At 54.1% G+C, this 19,492-nt stretch carries 11 protein-coding genes, 1 tRNA gene and 3 rRNA genes; 8 read left to right on the top strand and 7 right to left on the bottom strand.

Annotation, left to right across the window (positions count from 1 at the left end):
* Positions 1-19 precede the first annotated feature (19 nt).
* From clpB to NI40_RS16780, 6 genes are all read left to right on the top strand, one after another.
* Entirely contained in the window at positions 20-2,593 is a 2,574-nt protein-coding gene (clpB, locus tag NI40_RS16810) for an ATP-dependent chaperone ClpB (RefSeq protein WP_023308864.1), read from the top strand.
* Between the two features lie 428 nt (positions 2,594-3,021).
* Positions 3,022-4,563: ribosomal RNA gene (locus NI40_RS16800) — 16S ribosomal RNA — on the top strand.
* A gap of 84 nt (positions 4,564-4,647) precedes the next feature.
* Positions 4,648-4,723: transfer RNA gene (locus tag NI40_RS16795), tRNA-Glu, on the top strand.
* A gap of 182 nt (positions 4,724-4,905) precedes the next feature.
* A 23S ribosomal RNA gene (locus NI40_RS16790) occupies positions 4,906-7,810 on the top strand.
* Positions 7,811-7,881: 71 nt separating this feature from the next.
* Positions 7,882-7,997, top strand: a 5S ribosomal RNA gene (gene rrf, locus NI40_RS16785).
* Together the 16S, 23S and 5S rRNA genes with 1 tRNA gene alongside form the textbook arrangement of a ribosomal RNA operon.
* 209 nt (positions 7,998-8,206) lie before the next feature.
* Positions 8,207-9,502: an MFS transporter gene (locus NI40_RS16780; protein ID WP_029741120.1), complete on the top strand. Its 1,296-nt coding sequence runs from the start codon at positions 8,207-8,209 to the stop codon at positions 9,500-9,502.
* Here NI40_RS16780 and NI40_RS16775 read toward each other — a convergent pair.
* The 5 genes from NI40_RS16775 to trxC all read right to left on the bottom strand — a co-directional run bounded on the left by NI40_RS16775 (position 9,499) and on the right by trxC (position 15,219).
* Positions 9,499-9,822 (bottom strand): YfiM family lipoprotein, encoded by a 324-nt coding sequence (locus tag NI40_RS16775; protein ID WP_033146245.1) that lies wholly within the window; start codon positions 9,820-9,822, stop codon positions 9,499-9,501. The two genes, NI40_RS16780 and NI40_RS16775, sit on opposite strands and share 4 nt — an antisense overlap.
* Before the next feature lie 44 nt (positions 9,823-9,866).
* The gene (pssA, locus tag NI40_RS16770) at positions 9,867-11,222 is read right to left on the bottom strand and encodes a CDP-diacylglycerol--serine O-phosphatidyltransferase (protein WP_023333068.1); all 1,356 of its coding nucleotides are present in this window, start codon (positions 11,220-11,222) and stop codon (positions 9,867-9,869) included.
* A gap of 110 nt (positions 11,223-11,332) precedes the next feature.
* Entirely contained in the window at positions 11,333-13,996 is a 2,664-nt protein-coding gene (locus NI40_RS16765; RefSeq protein ID WP_039263764.1) for a bifunctional acetate--CoA ligase family protein/GNAT family N-acetyltransferase, read from the bottom strand.
* A gap of 35 nt (positions 13,997-14,031) precedes the next feature.
* Positions 14,032-14,730 carry a tRNA-uridine aminocarboxypropyltransferase gene (locus tag NI40_RS16760; RefSeq protein ID WP_039263763.1) on the bottom strand — a complete coding sequence of 233 codons (699 nt, stop codon included), beginning with the start codon at positions 14,728-14,730 and terminating at the stop codon, positions 14,032-14,034.
* Between the two features lie 69 nt (positions 14,731-14,799).
* Positions 14,800-15,219: a thioredoxin TrxC gene (gene trxC, locus NI40_RS16755; protein ID WP_023308858.1), complete on the bottom strand. Its 420-nt coding sequence runs from the start codon at positions 15,217-15,219 to the stop codon at positions 14,800-14,802.
* Positions 15,220-15,423: 204 nt separating this feature from the next.
* Between trxC and NI40_RS16750 the strand changes: the two genes are divergently transcribed.
* A complete protein-coding gene (locus NI40_RS16750; protein WP_029741125.1) occupies positions 15,424-16,554 on the top strand; it encodes a tRNA/rRNA methyltransferase in 1,131 nt (376 codons plus the stop codon).
* A gap of 48 nt (positions 16,555-16,602) precedes the next feature.
* On the opposite strand, the gene ung is transcribed toward NI40_RS16750, so the two are convergent.
* Positions 16,603-17,292 carry a uracil-DNA glycosylase gene (ung, locus tag NI40_RS16745; protein ID WP_023308856.1) on the bottom strand — a complete coding sequence of 230 codons (690 nt, stop codon included), beginning with the start codon at positions 17,290-17,292 and terminating at the stop codon, positions 16,603-16,605.
* Positions 17,293-17,606: 314 nt separating this feature from the next.
* Here ung and grcA point away from each other — a divergent pair, with 314 nt between their 5' ends.
* Positions 17,607-17,990 carry an autonomous glycyl radical cofactor GrcA gene (gene grcA, locus NI40_RS16740; protein ID WP_029741127.1) on the top strand — a complete coding sequence of 128 codons (384 nt, stop codon included), beginning with the start codon at positions 17,607-17,609 and terminating at the stop codon, positions 17,988-17,990.
* 49 nt (positions 17,991-18,039) lie between these two features.
* On the opposite strand, the gene srmB is transcribed toward grcA, so the two are convergent.
* Positions 18,040-19,368: an ATP-dependent RNA helicase SrmB gene (gene srmB / locus NI40_RS16735; RefSeq protein ID WP_023308854.1), complete on the bottom strand. Its 1,329-nt coding sequence runs from the start codon at positions 19,366-19,368 to the stop codon at positions 18,040-18,042.
* Positions 19,369-19,492: the final 124 nt, after the last annotated feature.

Genomic DNA, 19,492 nt, shown 5'->3' with positions numbered 1-19,492 from the left:
ACCTGTTATGGGAGGAGTTATGCGTCTGGATCGTCTTACTAATAAATTCCAGCTTGCTCTCGCCGATGCCCAGTCCCTCGCACTGGGGCACGACAACCAGTTTATCGAACCTCTTCATTTAATGAGCGCCTTGCTGAATCAGGAAGGGGGATCGGTACGTCCTTTATTAACGTCCGCTGGCATTAATGCTGGCCAGTTACGCACCGCCATCGATCAGGCGCTGAGCCGTTTACCGCAGGTAGAAGGTACCGGCGGCGACGTTCAGCCGTCGCAGGATCTGGTGCGCGTGCTTAACCTTTGCGACAAGCTGGCGCAAAAACGTGGGGACAACTTTATTTCGTCAGAGCTGTTTGTTCTGGCGGCGCTTGAATCACGCGGTACCTTGACCGACCTGCTGAAATCTGCCGGTGCGACCACCGCCAATGTGACTCAGGCGATTGAGAAAATGCGCGGAGGTGAAAGCGTGAACGATCAGGGAGCCGAAGACCAACGTCAGGCTTTGAAGAAATTTACGGTCGATCTGACCGAGCGTGCTGAACAGGGCAAACTTGACCCGGTTATCGGCCGTGATGAAGAAATTCGCCGTACGATTCAGGTACTGCAGCGTCGTACCAAGAACAACCCGGTGCTGATTGGTGAACCGGGTGTCGGTAAAACCGCCATCGTTGAAGGGCTGGCGCAGCGTATCGTCAACGGCGAAGTGCCGGAAGGCCTGAAAGGCCGCCGCGTACTGGCGCTGGATATGGGCGCGCTGGTGGCCGGTGCGAAATACCGCGGTGAGTTTGAGGAGCGTCTGAAAGGCGTGCTTAACGACCTGGCGAAGCAGGAAGGGAACGTTATCCTGTTTATCGACGAACTGCACACTATGGTCGGTGCGGGTAAAGCGGACGGCGCGATGGATGCCGGGAACATGCTGAAACCTGCGCTGGCGCGCGGTGAACTTCACTGCGTCGGTGCCACCACGCTCGACGAGTACCGTCAGTACATTGAGAAAGATGCTGCTCTGGAACGTCGTTTCCAGAAAGTGTTTGTTGCTGAGCCAAGCGTTGAAGATACCATCGCGATCCTGCGTGGTTTGAAGGAGCGCTATGAACTGCACCACCACGTGCAGATCACTGACCCGGCTATCGTTGCGGCAGCGACGCTTTCGCATCGTTATATTGCTGACCGTCAGCTACCGGATAAAGCGATCGACCTTATTGATGAAGCGGCTTCGAGCATTCGTATGCAGATTGACTCGAAACCGGAAGAGCTGGACAGGCTCGACCGACGAATCATTCAGCTCAAGCTGGAACAGCAGGCGCTGAAGAAAGAGTCTGATGAAGCCAGTAAGAAACGCCTGGATATGCTCAATGAAGAACTGGACGATAAAGAGCGCCAGTATTCTGAGCTGGAAGAAGAGTGGAAAGCCGAGAAAGCATCCCTTTCCGGCACTCAGACCATTAAAGCTGAACTCGAACAGGCCAAAATTGCCATTGAGCAGGCTCGCCGTGTCGGCGATCTGGCGCGGATGTCTGAACTGCAGTACGGCAAAATTCCTGAACTGGAAAAACAGCTTGAGATAGCGACGCAGTCAGAAGGGAAAACGATGCGTCTGTTACGTAATAAAGTAACGGATGCGGAAATCGCGGAAGTGCTTGCTCGCTGGACCGGTATTCCGGTGGCGCGCATGCTGGAAGGCGAGCGTGAAAAACTGCTGCGCATGGAGCAAGATCTACACAATCGGGTGATTGGCCAGAACGAAGCGGTTGAAGCGGTTTCGAACGCTATTCGTCGTAGTCGTGCAGGACTGTCCGACCCAAACCGTCCGATTGGTTCGTTCCTGTTCCTGGGGCCGACGGGCGTCGGTAAAACCGAGCTGTGTAAAGCGCTGGCTAACTTTATGTTCGACAGCGACGATGCGATGGTACGTATCGACATGTCCGAGTTTATGGAGAAACACTCCGTCTCACGTCTGGTCGGCGCGCCTCCGGGATACGTTGGTTATGAAGAAGGGGGATATCTGACGGAAGCCGTTCGCCGTCGCCCTTATTCCGTCATCCTGCTGGATGAGGTGGAAAAAGCGCATCCTGATGTGTTCAACATCCTGCTTCAGGTGCTGGATGATGGCCGTCTGACCGACGGACAGGGGAGAACGGTCGACTTCCGTAATACGGTTGTCATCATGACTTCGAACCTGGGTTCCGATTTGATTCAGGAACGTTTCGGTGAACTGGACTATAGCCATATGAAGGATCTGGTGCTCGGTGTCGTGAGCCATAACTTCCGTCCGGAGTTCATCAACCGTATTGATGAAGTGGTAGTATTCCATCCTCTGGGTGAGAAACACATTGCGTCGATTGCGCAGATCCAGCTGCAGCGTCTGTACAAACGTCTGGAAGAGCGTGGATATGAAATTCACATCTCCGACGAGGCCCTGAAGCTGCTGAGCGAGAATGGTTACGATCCAGTGTACGGTGCGCGTCCATTGAAACGTGCTATCCAGCAGCAGATCGAAAACCCGCTGGCGCAGCAGATCCTCTCCGGAGAGTTGATTCCGGGCAAAGTTATTCGTCTGGAAGCCAACGACGATCGTATTGTGGCAGTGCAGTAAGTCACAAAACGCAAAAACGAGCCGCTTGCGGCTCGTTTTTGTTTAAAAACCAGGCGAAAATTGAGGTCTGGAGTAAGATTTGCCTGGAAAGTGAGCGGTTAGTAAATAAATGTCACTTTATCCTTGCAGCTTCGGAATTACTCCCTATAATGCGCCTCCACTGACACGGAACAACGGCACACACGCCGCCGGGTCAGCAGAGAATAGCGAAATTAATCACTTGACTCTGAAGCGGGAAAGCGTAATATGCACACCCCGCGCCGCTGCGAAAAGCGAAGCGGCACTGCTCTTTAACAATTTATCAGACAATCTGTGTGGGCACTCAAAGTGACATGGATTCTTAACGTCGCAAGACGAAAAATGAATACCAAGTCTCTGAGTGAACATACGTAATTCATTACGAAGTTTAATTCACGAGCATCAAACTTAAATTGAAGAGTTTGATCATGGCTCAGATTGAACGCTGGCGGCAGGCCTAACACATGCAAGTCGAGCGGCAGCGGAAAGTAGCTTGCTACTTTGCCGGCGAGCGGCGGACGGGTGAGTAATGTCTGGGAAACTGCCTGATGGAGGGGGATAACTACTGGAAACGGTAGCTAATACCGCATAACGTCGCAAGACCAAAGAGGGGGACCTTCGGGCCTCTTGCCATCAGATGTGCCCAGATGGGATTAGCTAGTAGGTGGGGTAACGGCTCACCTAGGCGACGATCCCTAGCTGGTCTGAGAGGATGACCAGCCACACTGGAACTGAGACACGGTCCAGACTCCTACGGGAGGCAGCAGTGGGGAATATTGCACAATGGGCGCAAGCCTGATGCAGCCATGCCGCGTGTATGAAGAAGGCCTTCGGGTTGTAAAGTACTTTCAGCGGGGAGGAAGGCGATAAGGTTAATAACCTTGTCGATTGACGTTACCCGCAGAAGAAGCACCGGCTAACTCCGTGCCAGCAGCCGCGGTAATACGGAGGGTGCAAGCGTTAATCGGAATTACTGGGCGTAAAGCGCACGCAGGCGGTCTGTCAAGTCGGATGTGAAATCCCCGGGCTCAACCTGGGAACTGCATTCGAAACTGGCAGGCTAGAGTCTTGTAGAGGGGGGTAGAATTCCAGGTGTAGCGGTGAAATGCGTAGAGATCTGGAGGAATACCGGTGGCGAAGGCGGCCCCCTGGACAAAGACTGACGCTCAGGTGCGAAAGCGTGGGGAGCAAACAGGATTAGATACCCTGGTAGTCCACGCCGTAAACGATGTCGACTTGGAGGTTGTGCCCTTGAGGCGTGGCTTCCGGAGCTAACGCGTTAAGTCGACCGCCTGGGGAGTACGGCCGCAAGGTTAAAACTCAAATGAATTGACGGGGGCCCGCACAAGCGGTGGAGCATGTGGTTTAATTCGATGCAACGCGAAGAACCTTACCTACTCTTGACATCCAGAGAACTTTCCAGAGATGGATTGGTGCCTTCGGGAACTCTGAGACAGGTGCTGCATGGCTGTCGTCAGCTCGTGTTGTGAAATGTTGGGTTAAGTCCCGCAACGAGCGCAACCCTTATCCTTTGTTGCCAGCGGTTAGGCCGGGAACTCAAAGGAGACTGCCAGTGATAAACTGGAGGAAGGTGGGGATGACGTCAAGTCATCATGGCCCTTACGAGTAGGGCTACACACGTGCTACAATGGCGCATACAAAGAGAAGCGACCTCGCGAGAGCAAGCGGACCTCATAAAGTGCGTCGTAGTCCGGATTGGAGTCTGCAACTCGACTCCATGAAGTCGGAATCGCTAGTAATCGTAGATCAGAATGCTACGGTGAATACGTTCCCGGGCCTTGTACACACCGCCCGTCACACCATGGGAGTGGGTTGCAAAAGAAGTAGGTAGCTTAACCTTCGGGAGGGCGCTTACCACTTTGTGATTCATGACTGGGGTGAAGTCGTAACAAGGTAACCGTAGGGGAACCTGCGGTTGGATCACCTCCTTACCTTAAAGAACCTGCCTTTGCAGTGCTCACACAGATTGTCTGATGAAAAGTAAATAGCAAGGCGTCTTGCGATTGAGACTTCACGTCCCCTTCGTCTAGAGGCCCAGGACACCGCCCTTTCACGGCGGTAACAGGGGTTCGAATCCCCTAGGGGACGCCACTTGCTGGTTCGTGAGTGAAAGTCACCTGCCGTCATATCTCAAAACTCATCTTCGGGTGACGTTTGAGATATTTGCTCTTTAAAAATCTGGATCAAGCTGAAAATTGAAACGACACACATGTTATGTGTGTTCGAGTCTCTCAAATTTTCGCAATCAGAAGTGAAACATCTTCGGGTTGTGAGGTTAAGCGACTAAGCGTACACGGTGGATGCCCTGGCAGTCAGAGGCGATGAAGGACGTGCTAATCTGCGAAAAGCGCCGGCGAGGTGATATGAACCTTTGACCCGGCGATGTCCGAATGGGGAAACCCAGTGCAATTCGTTGCACTATCGTTAACTGAATACATAGGTTAACGAGGCGAACCGGGGGAACTGAAACATCTAAGTACCCCGAGGAAAAGAAATCAACCGAGATTCCCCCAGTAGCGGCGAGCGAACGGGGAGCAGCCCAGAGTCTGAATCAGCTTGTGTGTTAGTGGAAGCGTCTGGAAAGTCGCACGGTACAGGGTGACAGTCCCGTACACGAAAATGCACAGGTTGTGAACTCGAAGAGTAGGGCGGGACACGTGGTATCCTGTCTGAATATGGGGGGACCATCCTCCAAGGCTAAATACTCCTGACTGACCGATAGTGAACCAGTACCGTGAGGGAAAGGCGAAAAGAACCCCGGCGAGGGGAGTGAAAAAGAACCTGAAACCGTGTACGTACAAGCAGTGGGAGCACCTTCGTGGTGTGACTGCGTACCTTTTGTATAATGGGTCAGCGACTTATATTCTGTAGCAAGGTTAACCGTATAGGGGAGCCGAAGGGAAACCGAGTCTTAACTGGGCGTTAAGTTGCAGGGTATAGACCCGAAACCCGGTGATCTAGCCATGGGCAGGTTGAAGGTTGGGTAACACTAACTGGAGGACCGAACCGACTAATGTTGAAAAATTAGCGGATGACTTGTGGCTGGGGGTGAAAGGCCAATCAAACCGGGAGATAGCTGGTTCTCCCCGAAAGCTATTTAGGTAGCGCCTCGTGAACTCATCTTCGGGGGTAGAGCACTGTTTCGGCTAGGGGGCCATCCCGGCTTACCAACCCGATGCAAACTACGAATACCGAAGAATGTTATCACGGGAGACACACGGCGGGTGCTAACGTCCGTCGTGAAGAGGGAAACAACCCAGACCGCCAGCTAAGGTCCCAAAGTCATGGTTAAGTGGGAAACGATGTGGGAAGGCACAGACAGCCAGGATGTTGGCTTAGAAGCAGCCATCATTTAAAGAAAGCGTAATAGCTCACTGGTCGAGTCGGCCTGCGCGGAAGATGTAACGGGGCTAAACCATGCACCGAAGCTGCGGCAGCGACGCTTAGGCGTTGTTGGGTAGGGGAGCGTTCTGTAAGCCGTTGAAGGTGTCCTGTGAGGGGTGCTGGAGGTATCAGAAGTGCGAATGCTGACATAAGTAACGATAAAGCGGGTGAAAAGCCCGCTCGCCGGAAGACCAAGGGTTCCTGTCCAACGTTAATCGGGGCAGGGTGAGTCGACCCCTAAGGCGAGGCCGAAAGGCGTAGTCGATGGGAAACAGGTTAATATTCCTGTACTTGGTGTTACTGCGAAGGGGGGACGGAGAAGGCTATGTTAGCCGGGCGACGGTTGTCCCGGTTTAAGCATGTAGGCGGAGGTTCCAGGTAAATCCGGTACCTTTTAACGCTGAGGTGTGATGACGAGGCACTACGGTGCTGAAGTAACAAATGCCCTGCTTCCAGGAAAAGCCTCTAAGCATCAGGTAACATCAAATCGTACCCCAAACCGACACAGGTGGTCAGGTAGAGAATACCAAGGCGCTTGAGAGAACTCGGGTGAAGGAACTAGGCAAAATGGTGCCGTAACTTCGGGAGAAGGCACGCTGATATGTAGGTGAAGCCCCTGCGGGTGGAGCTGAAATCAGTCGAAGATACCAGCTGGCTGCAACTGTTTATTAAAAACACAGCACTGTGCAAACACGAAAGTGGACGTATACGGTGTGACGCCTGCCCGGTGCCGGAAGGTTAATTGATGGGGTTAGCGGCAACGCGAAGCTCTTGATCGAAGCCCCGGTAAACGGCGGCCGTAACTATAACGGTCCTAAGGTAGCGAAATTCCTTGTCGGGTAAGTTCCGACCTGCACGAATGGCGTAATGATGGCCAGGCTGTCTCCACCCGAGACTCAGTGAAATTGAACTCGCTGTGAAGATGCAGTGTACCCGCGGCAAGACGGAAAGACCCCGTGAACCTTTACTATAGCTTGACACTGAACACTGGTCCTTGATGTGTAGGATAGGTGGGAGGCTTTGAAGCGTGGACGCCAGTCTGCGTGGAGCCGACCTTGAAATACCACCCTTTAATGGCTGGTGTTCTAACGTAGACCCGTAATCCGGGTTGCGGACAGTGTCTGGTGGGTAGTTTGACTGGGGCGGTCTCCTCCCAAAGAGTAACGGAGGAGCACGAAGGTTAGCTAATCCTGGTCGGACATCAGGAGGTTAGTGCAATGGCATAAGCTAGCTTGACTGCGAGAGTGACGGCTCGAGCAGGTGCGAAAGCAGGTCATAGTGATCCGGTGGTTCTGAATGGAAGGGCCATCGCTCAACGGATAAAAGGTACTCCGGGGATAACAGGCTGATACCGCCCAAGAGTTCATATCGACGGCGGTGTTTGGCACCTCGATGTCGGCTCATCACATCCTGGGGCTGAAGTAGGTCCCAAGGGTATGGCTGTTCGCCATTTAAAGTGGTACGCGAGCTGGGTTTAGAACGTCGTGAGACAGTTCGGTCCCTATCTGCCGTGGGCGCTGGAGAATTGAGGGGGGCTGCTCCTAGTACGAGAGGACCGGAGTGGACGCATCACTGGTGTTCGGGTTGTCATGCCAATGGCACTGCCCGGTAGCTAAATGCGGAAAAGATAAGTGCTGAAAGCATCTAAGCACGAAACTTGCCCCGAGATGAGTTCTCCCTGACCCTTTAAGGGTCCTGAAGGAACGTTGAAGACTACGACGTTGATAGGTCGGGTGTGTAAGCGCAGCGATGCGTTGAGCTAACCGATACTAATGAACCGTGAGGCTTAACCTTACAACGCCGAAGCTGTTTCGGCGGATGAGACAGACACGATTTTCAGCTCTGATACAGATTAACAGAATTTGCCTGGCGGCTTTAGCGCGGTGGTCCCACCTGACCCCATGCCGAACTCAGAAGTGAAACGCCGTAGCGCCGATGGTAGTGTGGGGTCTCCCCATGTGAGAGTAGGGAACTGCCAGGCATCAATTAGAAGAACCCCGTACCGTAAGGTGCGGGGTTTTTTGCTTTGTGCTTACCCTTTCTGGCCTTTCTCTTAATCCCTTATCCTGCTAATGGAATGTGTGATCCTTGTCGCAATGTTATTTATAACAAAATTATAACATTTCATTTACGAGGTAATTGAGTCTCTTGGCTCAATACGCCGCTGTTTATGGCAGGAGCATAATCACAATGACAGAAAGCATTACATCAAACGGGACGCTGGCTAACAGTGATACCCGAAGAAGGGTATGGGCAATCGTCAGCGCCTCTTCAGGGAATCTGGTTGAATGGTTCGACTTTTACGTCTACTCATTCTGTTCACTCTACTTCGCACATATTTTCTTCCCATCCGGCAACACCACAACGCAGCTGCTACAAACGGCGGGGGTATTTGCCGCAGGGTTTTTAATGCGGCCCATCGGGGGCTGGCTGTTTGGCCGCATTGCGGATCGTCGCGGCCGTAAGGCTTCTATGCTGATCTCGGTGTGCATGATGTGCTTTGGTTCTCTGGTGATCGCCTGCTTACCGGGATATGAATCGATTGGTACCTGGGCACCGGCGCTACTATTACTGGCCCGCTTATTCCAGGGATTATCGGTGGGCGGTGAATACGGTACCAGTGCGACCTACATGAGTGAGATTGCCCTGGAAGGCCGTAAAGGTTTTTACGCCTCATTCCAGTACGTCACGCTGATTGGTGGTCAACTGCTGGCCATTCTTGTGGTTGTGATCCTGCAGCAAATTCTGACGGATGAACAACTTCACGCCTGGGGATGGCGAATTCCTTTCGCGATGGGCGCAGTACTGGCGGTGGTCGCACTTTGGCTACGCCGTCAGTTAGATGAAACCTCTCAGAAGGAAGTCAGAACGCTGAAGGAGGCGGGAACATTCAAAGGGTTATGGCGTAACCGCAAAGCTTTCCTCATGGTGCTGGGCTTTACTGCTGGCGGCTCTCTCAGTTTTTACACGTTCACCACCTACATGCAGAAGTACCTGGTGAACACCACCGGCATGCACGCAAACGTCGCCAGCGTAGTCATGACCGTGGCGCTGTTTGTCTTTATGCTCATACAACCCATTATCGGTGCGCTCTCGGATAAAATCGGTCGACGTACGTCGATGCTGATTTTCGGCGGCCTGTCGGCATTATGTACAGTACCTATTCTGTCGGCCCTTCAGCATGTGACTTCGCCGTATGCGGCGTTTGCGCTGGTGATGCTGGCGATGGTGATTGTCAGTTTCTATACCTCTATCAGCGGAATACTGAAAGCTGAAATGTTCCCGGCGCAGGTACGTGCTTTAGGGGTAGGGCTCTCTTATGCGGTAGCTAATGCGTTGTTTGGCGGATCGGCGGAGTACGTTGCGTTGTCGCTTAAATCATGGGGAAGTGAAACGACATTCTTCTGGTACGTAACGATAATGGGCGCACTGGCCTTTATTGTTTCCCTGATGTTGCATCGCAAAGGGAAAGGCATTCGACTTTAATAGCGCGCCATCTGCCACACGGCATAGCCGGTCGTTGCGCCGGCGACATCCCAGGCGAAATCTTTCCAGCTCCAGCCGCTCCCTGCGGGGCGGCTATCCCACAGTTCTTTTGATGCTCCAAGACTGACTGAGAACATCAACCCTATCGCCGCGCTACGATCCCGGCTGTATCCCTGATGCTGCGCATATTCATTGCCTGCTGCTGACAACATTGCGGAAGCGAGGAAATGCTGGGCTTTATCCTGTCCGGACCAGTTATCGTTGGCCATATGGCTACAGCCAGTCAGAAAGAGGACGCTAAGTAACAGAGGAATACGCATCAACGGCTCCATAAAAAAGCCCTGCGGGTGGCAGGGCCTGGACATTACAGAATACGGCTGATAAGTCGGTCGATACGGATACGACGTAAGCGGCGGATAAGCTTGCGGACTTTTACCGGATAATCGGCAATGCTCTGCAGTTCGCGGTAATGATTAACCACAGTGGTATGCGTGCGAATCAGCTCCAGCTCACGTTCACGTTTTGCGGCTAACTCGTGCTGCGGGTCATGGATTAGGATAGCGTTTTCCAGATCCAGTCGCCACGCGCGTGGGTTCAGGTTATTACCGGTCAGCAGCATCCACTCATCGTCGACCCACATTCCTTTCAGATGGTAAGTGTTGTCCTCATCTTTCCAGAGACGCACAACCAGCTGGTCAGTGTTTACGTAATACTGTAAACGGCTCAGGAAACGGCGCAGGTTGATCTCATAGAGATAAGGCAGCGCACCGATGATTTTGAACGGCTGATCTTCAGGAATGAAAAAGTCGTTTGCGGTTTTATCACCAACGATGATTTCCACTTTTTTACCGTCGCGCAGCAGCTGAATGATATTACGCACCAGCACGGCAGGAAGGTTGAAGTACGGCGTACAGATGGTGAGTTTCTGCTCCGCGCACGGCATCAGATGGAATATCGTTTTGTTCAGCAGGCTTGATTTACCGAGCCCTACCAGCGGGGTAACGGATAACTCTTCGTTGTTCGCATCACCCTGGAAATGATAGACCGCATCACGCAGCTCCTGGCGGAAGGCGCGAACATCGTTTTTGATTTCCGGGCTTTTAGGACGCTCAGGATCGTCAAGGCGATTAACACCGCGGCCATGGACCAGATTTTTATCAACCCAGTTAAACATGATATCGGCCATCTGCGGATTACGGATCAGATGATAGCGGTCGTAGCGATATTTATCGAGCTGATGAAGGTAAACATCATTCAGACTTGCGCCGCTGTAAAGCACGCTGTCATCAATGATGAATCCCTTGAAATGAAGGACGCCGAGCGCTTCACGGGTATTAACCGGGACGCCATAAACAGGCACATCAACGCCAGGATTTTCCTGCGCCGTGCGGCAATACCAGTCAGCATTGGTGTTTGAGGCGGCAGCGCCAATACGGCCACGCTGAGCGCGATGCCAGTCTACCAGCACGCGAACATCAAGTTCCGGACGCTGACGTTTGGCTTCATAGAGCGCGTTCAGGATCGCGCGCCCGCCTTCATCCTGTTCAAGATAGAGCGCTACAATGCAAATGCGTCGCGTGGCGCTGGCAATCTTTTCCAGAAGCGTCTCCCGAAAATGAGCGGGAGCGTAAAAGAACTCTACATCATCAACTGACTGAGAAATCTTCGGTAGTTGAGCAAGGTGTTGTTGATGTTTATTACGCTTAAATTTTGACAACATCACAGTGCGTTTCTTCTCTGTTCATTGAAGGGTTGTCTGTACCATGCAAACAACATAAGCGGACAATGATACCACCAGTCCCGTCCAAAGTGGGTAACATTTCCAGTAGCTTACTCGCGTTTGTCTGCTGATGTCAGACTGAGGGACAAGGCCACAATACCTTCGTCCAGCTGAATATCAACGTCAAACCCAAGTTTTCGCGCCAGGGTCACCATACCGCGATTGTTAGGCATAGTAATGCCATTGAGGCGTAACAATCCGTGATCTCGCGTATAACTGATAAGTTTTTCCAGCAGCCGTCTGCCCAGACCCAGGCCTTTAAGATCGGAGCGCACCAGCACCGCAAACTCCGCATCGACGTTATCCGGGTCAGAAATAGCACGCGTGACGCCGAGGATCTCATCCCCCTTATCGGAGCGACGAACGGCAACAAACGCCATTTCTCGATCGTAGTCGATCTGGGTCATATTGGCTAAATCATCGTGGGTAAATTCGTTGATTTCGCTAAAATAGCGATAATAAAGATCCTCTTTCGTGACCTGAGAGATAAAGGCCCGCAGCTGGGGCTCATCTTCCGGCAGAATAGGGCGGAACAAGGCGCGTTCTCCATTCTTCATCTCAACCCACTCTTCCAGCTGCAGGGGATACGGGCGGATCGCCAGACGGCTCTCTCTGTCTCCTTCGAATGGCGCGATATCCAGGGTCACGTCCAGCGCCGTAAACTCATTGCCCGAGGCGAGCAGCGGATGAATGTCCAGCCGCTGGATTTCGGCACAATCCACAATCAGGTTAGACACCTGCACCAGGAACTGACTTAACCCGGCTATATCAAGCGGGCGCAGCGCACTCCGGCCACGGATCTTTTTACTTTTAATCGCCTGGATGATCAGATAACGCGCCAGGTTCATGTTCAGCGGCGGTAACGCCACCACGGCCTGCTCCTCCGGACGCCACTCAACGCCACCCTCTCCCAGCATGATGAGCGGGCCGAAGACGGGATCGTGTTCGACCACCACCCGTAATTCCTGAGCCCCTGCGCGGTTTGCCATGCTTTGCACCAGCAATCCGTGGATCCTTGCCTGCGGCCAGGCCATTTTGACCCGATCAAAAATGGCATCAGCTGCCTGCTGCACCTCAGTCGCCGTACGCAGGTATAACATAACCCCTTGAACATCAGACTTATGCGGGATATCCGGGGAACGCAGCTTCAGGGCCACCGGATAGCCAATCTGTTCGGCAATATGCACGGCCTCAGCGCTGTCGCTGGCGATCCAGGTCGGCAGGGTTTGCATCCCGTAGCTGCCCAGAATGGGCTGGACCTCATGCGTATCAAGCGAGGTCGCGCCTTCTTCAATGGCCTGCTGCAACAGCCGGTGAACGTCGACGGTGTTCGCCGTCAGATTCCCCGGCAAAGCCGGCGTTTCACGCAGCTGTTTCTGGTTGCGGCGATATTCCACCATATGCATAAACGCGGTGATGGTGCCTTCCGGCGTGCGGTAGGTTGGCAGCCCGGCCTCGCTGAACAAGCGCCGCGCCTCCTGAGAGGAAAACTCACCGCACCAGTTGGTGAGCAGGGTAACGTATTTACCTCGCGGATGGTTGCGCACGGCGTCAATGAGCGCGCGCGCGCTTTCGCTGCCCGGCGCGACCGCGCTGGGGGAGTGGATAATCATCAGCGCGTCGAAATCCTGGCTATCCAGCAAAATGGAGATCGCTCTGATGTAGCGGTCGCTGCTGGCGTCATCGCGCAAATCAAGCGGATTGCCGGGCGTCACGCTGGTCGGAAGCGCTTCTTTCAGGCGCTGCAGCGTCTCTTCACTCAGCGTTGCCAGCTTGCCGAAGCGCCGCCACAGCTCGTCCAGCGCGAGCGCGGCAGGGGCCGCACCGTTACTGACAATCATTAGCTTCTCACCGCGCAACGGGCGCATATGGCTTAACGTCTCAACGGCGGAAAAAAGCTCGTGCGTATCCTGTACCCGCAGCAACCCCGCGCGCTGAATGGCGGCGTCCCAGGCGGGATCCATGCCGGAATGAGAATGCAGCAGATGCTGTGCCGCAGGGCTGCGTCCGCTTTTGATCACCAGGATCGGCTTATTACGCGAAGCGCTTCGCGCAGCCGAGACAAAACGACGCGCGTCGCTGAGGTGCTCAAGATAAAGCAGGATCGCGCTGGTTTTGCCGTCACGCGCCAGAAAATCCAGCAGCTCATCAACGTCGATATCCAGGCTGTCGCCCAGGGCAATGAAGTAGGAGAATCCCATTTCACGCTGCTGCGCCCAGTCGAGGATGGTGTTCGATACCGCAGCCGACTGCGAGATAAACGCCAGTTTGCCTTTGCGGATCGGGACCGGGGAGAAACTGGCATTCAGCCCCTGCCAGGGGGCGAGCAGGCCCAGACTGTTTGGCCCAAGAATGCGCATTTGATAGCGGCTGGCGCAGGCCAGAAGCTCGGCTTTCTGTTCAGGCGGAGACGAAAGAATAATGCAGGTTTTACACCCTTTCTTGCCGAGTGATTCCAGCAGTTCCGGGTTGCGCTTCGCGTTTGTACAGAGTACGGCAAGATCCGGCACGAAAGGCAAGCTTTGTACATCAGGCCATGCAAGTACCCCCTGAACGGCCTTATAAGACGGCGTGACGGGCATGACGGGGCCGTTAAATCCCCCGGCCAGCAGATTGCGCATCATCAGATAGCCAGCACGATCCGGTTTCATTGATGCGCCGATAACGGCAATGGATTTAGGACGAAGTAGCGCTTCTAACCCTCGCTGGCTCATGCAGGCCTCCTGTGAATGCAAGCGACCTGATGATTTTAAACGCTTTCTGGCTCGGGCGCTGTGACGCTGCCCTTATGAACGGTTTTTCCCGCCAGATAGCGCTCCCGGAAGCATGAGAAATGGTTGCCCAGGGCACCAGCCGCAGCGGTATCTCCCGCTAAATCCAGAAGCGCAATCGCCACTTCGGCGGTGCAGTATTGCCCGTCAGCATGCGCTTCACGCAGGCGGTAGGCGGAGACGCGGGAAAGATCGACAGAAATCACCGGCAGCGCGTCGAGATACGGGCTTTTGCGAAACATTTTTCGCGCTTCGGTCCAGGTACCGTCCAGCATGATAAACAGCGGTGGTTTACCGGATGGCGGCGCTGAAAGCACCTGGCGATCCACACCTGCATATGACGCGGGGAAGACGACCATCGGCTGGTAGTCGGGGCTGGCCACTAAATCGAGCAGGGCCTGAGGCGGCTCTGTACGGGACCACTGAAACGCGGCGGTATCCGGCAGAATATCGGCGATAAGACGCCCCGTATTGCTGGGTTTCATCGGCTCGGTATCGAACATGACCAGACAAAAACGGCTCTGTGCCGTACTCGGTGCCAGCGTCTCGCACAGACAAACCTTCAGCGGCAGCAGGCAGCGCTGACAGCGGCGAATACGGTTGCCTCGTGCGAGGAACGGTCGGGTGGCGCGCGCAAGGCGTTCGGCGCGTAATTTAAGAACGGCGTTATCAGTCATGGGCGAAATGCAGGAAAAACGCTATTTTCGCAGAGGCGGGAGCGGGGCACAAGACGTGCCCCGTGAATGTTACAGCGACTCGTTTAACCAGCTTTCAAAAGGTGCTTTTGGAACCGCACCGTTGAGCATATCGATCACTTCGCCATTTTTGAAAATCATAATGGTCGGGATGCTGCGAATACGAAAACGTGCGCTCAGTTCGGGTTCGGCTTCGGTATTGACCTTAACGAACCGCATTTTTCCGCTGCGCTCTTCGGCCACATCTTCGAAAATCGGCGCGAAGCTACGGCAAGGGCCGCACCATGGCGCCCAGAAATCGATCACGACAGGAAGATCGTCCTTGAGGAGTTTGTCCAGCGTAGCACCCGTCGCGTTAATGACATCGCCATCAAATAATTCATGGCCACAACGTCCGCATTTCGCACCATCTTCCATCCGATCGTCCGGAATGCGATTAAGAGCCTGACAGTTGGCACATACGGTATTCATAACTAACCTCTGATAGAGCCATGGGACAGCGGCACAACGCCGATAATGTTTCTAATATGTTACATATTATCAATGAGCCTGTTTGAAACAACAATGCGTTTTATTCAATGAGAACAATAGTCACAGGCTTTTGTACGAAATTATGGCTATGCGCTGGCACATCGGGTAATCTGCGCGCTTCGCGCAGCGCTGGTGGAGAAAAGCATGAACGACGAAATGAAAAACAAAAGCGGCAAGGTCAAAGTGATGTATGTCCGCAGTGATGATGACTCTGATAAACGCACCCAAAATCCGCGTACCGGAAAAGGTGGCGGGCGTCCGGCGTCTTCTCGTGCAGACGGTGGCCGTCGCCCCGCCCGCGATGACAGAAATAACCGCGGTGATGACCGCAAACGTGACGATCGCAAACGCGATGACCGTCCGCGTTCCGACCGCCCACGCAGTGACCGTCCACGCGACGATCGTCCGCGTGATGACTTCTCACGTGATAACGCCTCACCTTGGCGCACCGTTTCTCGCGCCCCTGGCGATGAGACGCCGGAAAAAGCCGATCACGGCGGTATCAGCGGTAAAAGCTTTATCGACCCGGAAGTGCTGCGCCGTCAGCGTGCGGAAGAGACCCGCGTGTATGGCGAGAACGCCTGCCAGGCGCTGTTCCTGAGCCGTCCTGAGTGTATCGTCCGCGCCTGGTTTATCCAGAGCGTGACCCCGCGCTTCAAAGAAGCGCTGCGCTGGATGGCCGCGAACCGTAAAGCCTACCACGTGGTTGATGATGCCGAGCTGACCAAAGCGTCCGGCACTGAACACCACGGCGGCGTCTGCTTCCTGATCAAAAAGCGTAACGGCACGACCGTGCAGCAGTGGGTCAGCCAGGCGGATGCCGATGACTGCGTGCTGGCCCTGGAAGATGTGGGCAACCCGCACAACCTGGGCGCAATGATGCGTAGCTGCGCGCACTTTGGCGTGAAAGGCGTGCTGTTGCAGGATGCCGCGCTGCTGGAATCCGGTGCCGCGATCCGTACTGCGGAAGGCGGAGCCGAGCACGTACAGCCGATCACCGGCGACAGCGTTCTGGACGCACTCGAGCAGTTCCGTAAAGCGGGTTATTCCATCGTGACCACCTCAAGCCATGCCGGTACGCCGCTGTTTAAAGCGACGTTGCCGCGCAAAATGGTGCTGGTATTAGGTCAGGAACGTGATGGTCTGTCTGACGCGGCGCTCTCCAGTGCGGATCTGAGCGTCTCTATCGACGGAACAGGCAATGTGGAAAGTCTGAACGTATCCGTTGCGACCGGCGTACTGCTGGCCGAATGGTGGCGTCAGAACAAGGCATAAGCCATTATGCTTTTTGTATGCCCGGTGAGCCGGGCATACAAACTCAAACTACTCGCTCTCTGCCGGTAATACAGGCATCCAGTCAATCGGCTTTTCGCCACGTTTTTCCAGCCATTCATTCGCCAGAACAAAATGATTACTGCCAAAGAAACCGCGATGTGCAGACAGCGGTGACGGGTGCGGTGCCTTGAGCACGTGATGACGCTGACGATCGATAATCGCCCCTTTCTTCTGCGCGTGAGAACCCCAGAGTAAAAACACCACCCCTTCACGATGCTCGTTGATAAGGCTGATGACTTTATCGGTAAACGTCTCCCAGCCCAGACTGGCGTGCGAGTGCGCCTGACCCGCCCGTACGGTAAGCACCGTATTCAGCAACAGCACGCCCTGGCGCGCCCAGCTTTCCAGGTAACCGTGGTTTGGCCGGGTAAAACCGGGCACGGTTGCTTCAAGCTCTTTATACATGTTGAGCAGAGAAGGGGGGATAGCCACGCCCGGACGAACGGAAAACGCCAGCCCATGCGCCTGCCCGGGGCCATGATAGGGATCCTGGCCCAGAATGACCACTTTCACATCGCTCAGTTCGGTGTAGCGAAAGGCGTTAAACACGTCTTTCTGCGGCGGGTAAATCGTCTGTCCGGACTGACGCTCAGCGGCAACGGTGCTGAGCGTATTGATAAAATAAGGCTGCTGCTTTTCTTCTGCCAGCACGTCATGCCAGGTTAAAGGTGTCGTCATCTCGCTCTCCTGCGAATCTCAATCTCTGACTAGCTTACCTGTTTCACCCCGGTGAGCAAAATTACGCGCTGAAATACGTGCCAAGTGGCTAAATTTATTTTGAAAAGATACAGGGTAAGTTGAATTGGTAAGGTTGTTAAATTGATCTAAAACAATAAATTCAAACCACACTCTTTATGTGGTTGGTGTTTTTGTTGATTTAAATCAATAAATCGCCGGGGTGTGAATGTTATATATACACACAAGAAACAATGGTTTTACCAATTGGCCGCGAGAGGCCGACACGAGTTACTGTAGCCTAAGGGAGGCAACACATGATTACAGGTATCCAGATTACTAAAGCTGCAAATGACGATCTGCTCAATTCTTTCTGGCTGCTGGACAGCGAGAAGAACGAAGCGCGCTGCGTCGTTGCGAAAGCGGGTTTTGCTGAAGATGAAATCGTACCGGTAAACAAATTGGGCGAAATCGAATACCGTGAAGTTCCTATGGAAGTGCAGCCGGAAGTGCGCGTGGAAGGGGGCCAGCACCTGAACGTTAACGTGCTGCGCCGCGAAACGCTGATGGATGCCGTTGAGCATCCAGAAAAATACCCACAGCTGACTATCCGCGTGTCCGGCTATGCGGTTCGCTTTAACTCACTGACTCCAGAACAGCAGCGCGACGTTATCGCCCGTACCTTTACTGAAAGCCTGTAACGGCTTCAGCAGGGGGGAATAAAAAAGCCGGGGATTTCCCCGGCTTTTTTTACTCTTCAGTTTTCGTCTCTGGTGCGGCAGAGCTTGGCTTACGGCGCTTACCAATGTTTTTGGTATCGCGGTGGCGCTGCTTCACGCGCGGTTTCTCTTTTTCTTTCTCTTTTCTCTCAGCACGTTTTGCGAGCGCTTTCTTGGACGGTTTACCCGTCATCTTTTCACTCGGCGCACGCGTGGTCGGGCGGAGTTCGTCAATAACGCGCGCTTTCAGCGGCTCATCAACATAGCGGCCAATTTTCTGCAGCAGCAGGTAGTCATGCGCTTCGACCAGTGAAATCGCAATCCCTTTGCGGCCCGCGCGGCCGGTACGGCCAATGCGGTGCAGGTAGGTATCTCCGCTGCGCGGCATATCGAAGTTAATGACGTGGCTGACGTCCGGGATGTCGATCCCGCGTGCGGCAACGTCAGTCGCAACCAGCACGTTAACGCGACCATCGGTCAGACGCTTAATCCCTTCGGTACGCTTGATCTGCGCCATCTCGCCTTCAAGATAGCAGTTGTTGATCCCGGCGTTACGCAGCATCTCAGCCAGCTCGTGCACGCGCTCGCGCTTACGCACAAACACGATGGTGCGCAGAGCATCTTCCTGCTTCAGCAGGTGTTTCAGCAATTCGACCTTGTGCTCAAGGTTATCCGCGCGGTAGTACCACTGGTGGATCTTCTTACGCTCACGGGTGGACGGCGTCGCCGAGACTTCCACCGGATCTTCCAGCAGACGCTCTGCGAAGTCTTTGATCGCTTCCCCTTCGAGGGTGGCAGAGAACAGCATCGTCTGGTTACGCCAGCGCGTTTCCCCTGCAATGTGCTCGATATCCTGTGCGAAGCCCATGTCCAGCATGCGGTCGGCTTCGTCGAGGATCAGCGTTTCAACCGCGCGGCAGTCGAAGTTCTCTTCTTTAATGTACTGCAGCAGGCGGCCCGTCGTCGCAACGACGATGTCCTGGTTTTCGCTGAACACTTCGGCGTGGTTCATGTACGCAACGCCGCCGGTGATGGTGGCGATATCCAGATGAGTATTTGCCGCAAGTTCACGCGCGTGATCGGCAACCTGCATTGCCAGTTCGCGCGTAGGCGTCAGGATCAAAATACGCGGCGGGCCAGATTTTTTACGCGGAAAGTCGAGCAGATGCTGCAACACAGGCAGCAAATAGGCTGCTGTCTTCCCCGTGCCGGTTGGCGCAGAACCGAGCACATCGCGGCCCTCAAGCGCAGGCGGAATGGCCGCTGCCTGAATGGCGGTCGGGCGTGTAAAGCCTTTGCTCTCAAGTGCATTGAGCAGGCTTTCATCGAGTTCAAGTTCGGAAAAAGTCGTTACAGTCATGTTCTACCTCTGTGTGGGGCGCTGATTATAGACGTTACGGCTGTAATCTTCATCTGTTTGTATGGATATCGCTTTTCGGCCACTTCGCTTTCCCCTATGCTACTCCAGTTTCACTTAGAAGGTT

The organism is Enterobacter sp. E20 (assembly GCF_000801755.2).
Taxonomy (GTDB): Bacteria; Pseudomonadota; Gammaproteobacteria; order Enterobacterales; family Enterobacteriaceae; genus Enterobacter; species Enterobacter asburiae_B.
This window is presented reverse-complemented; position numbering and strand designations above follow the sequence as displayed.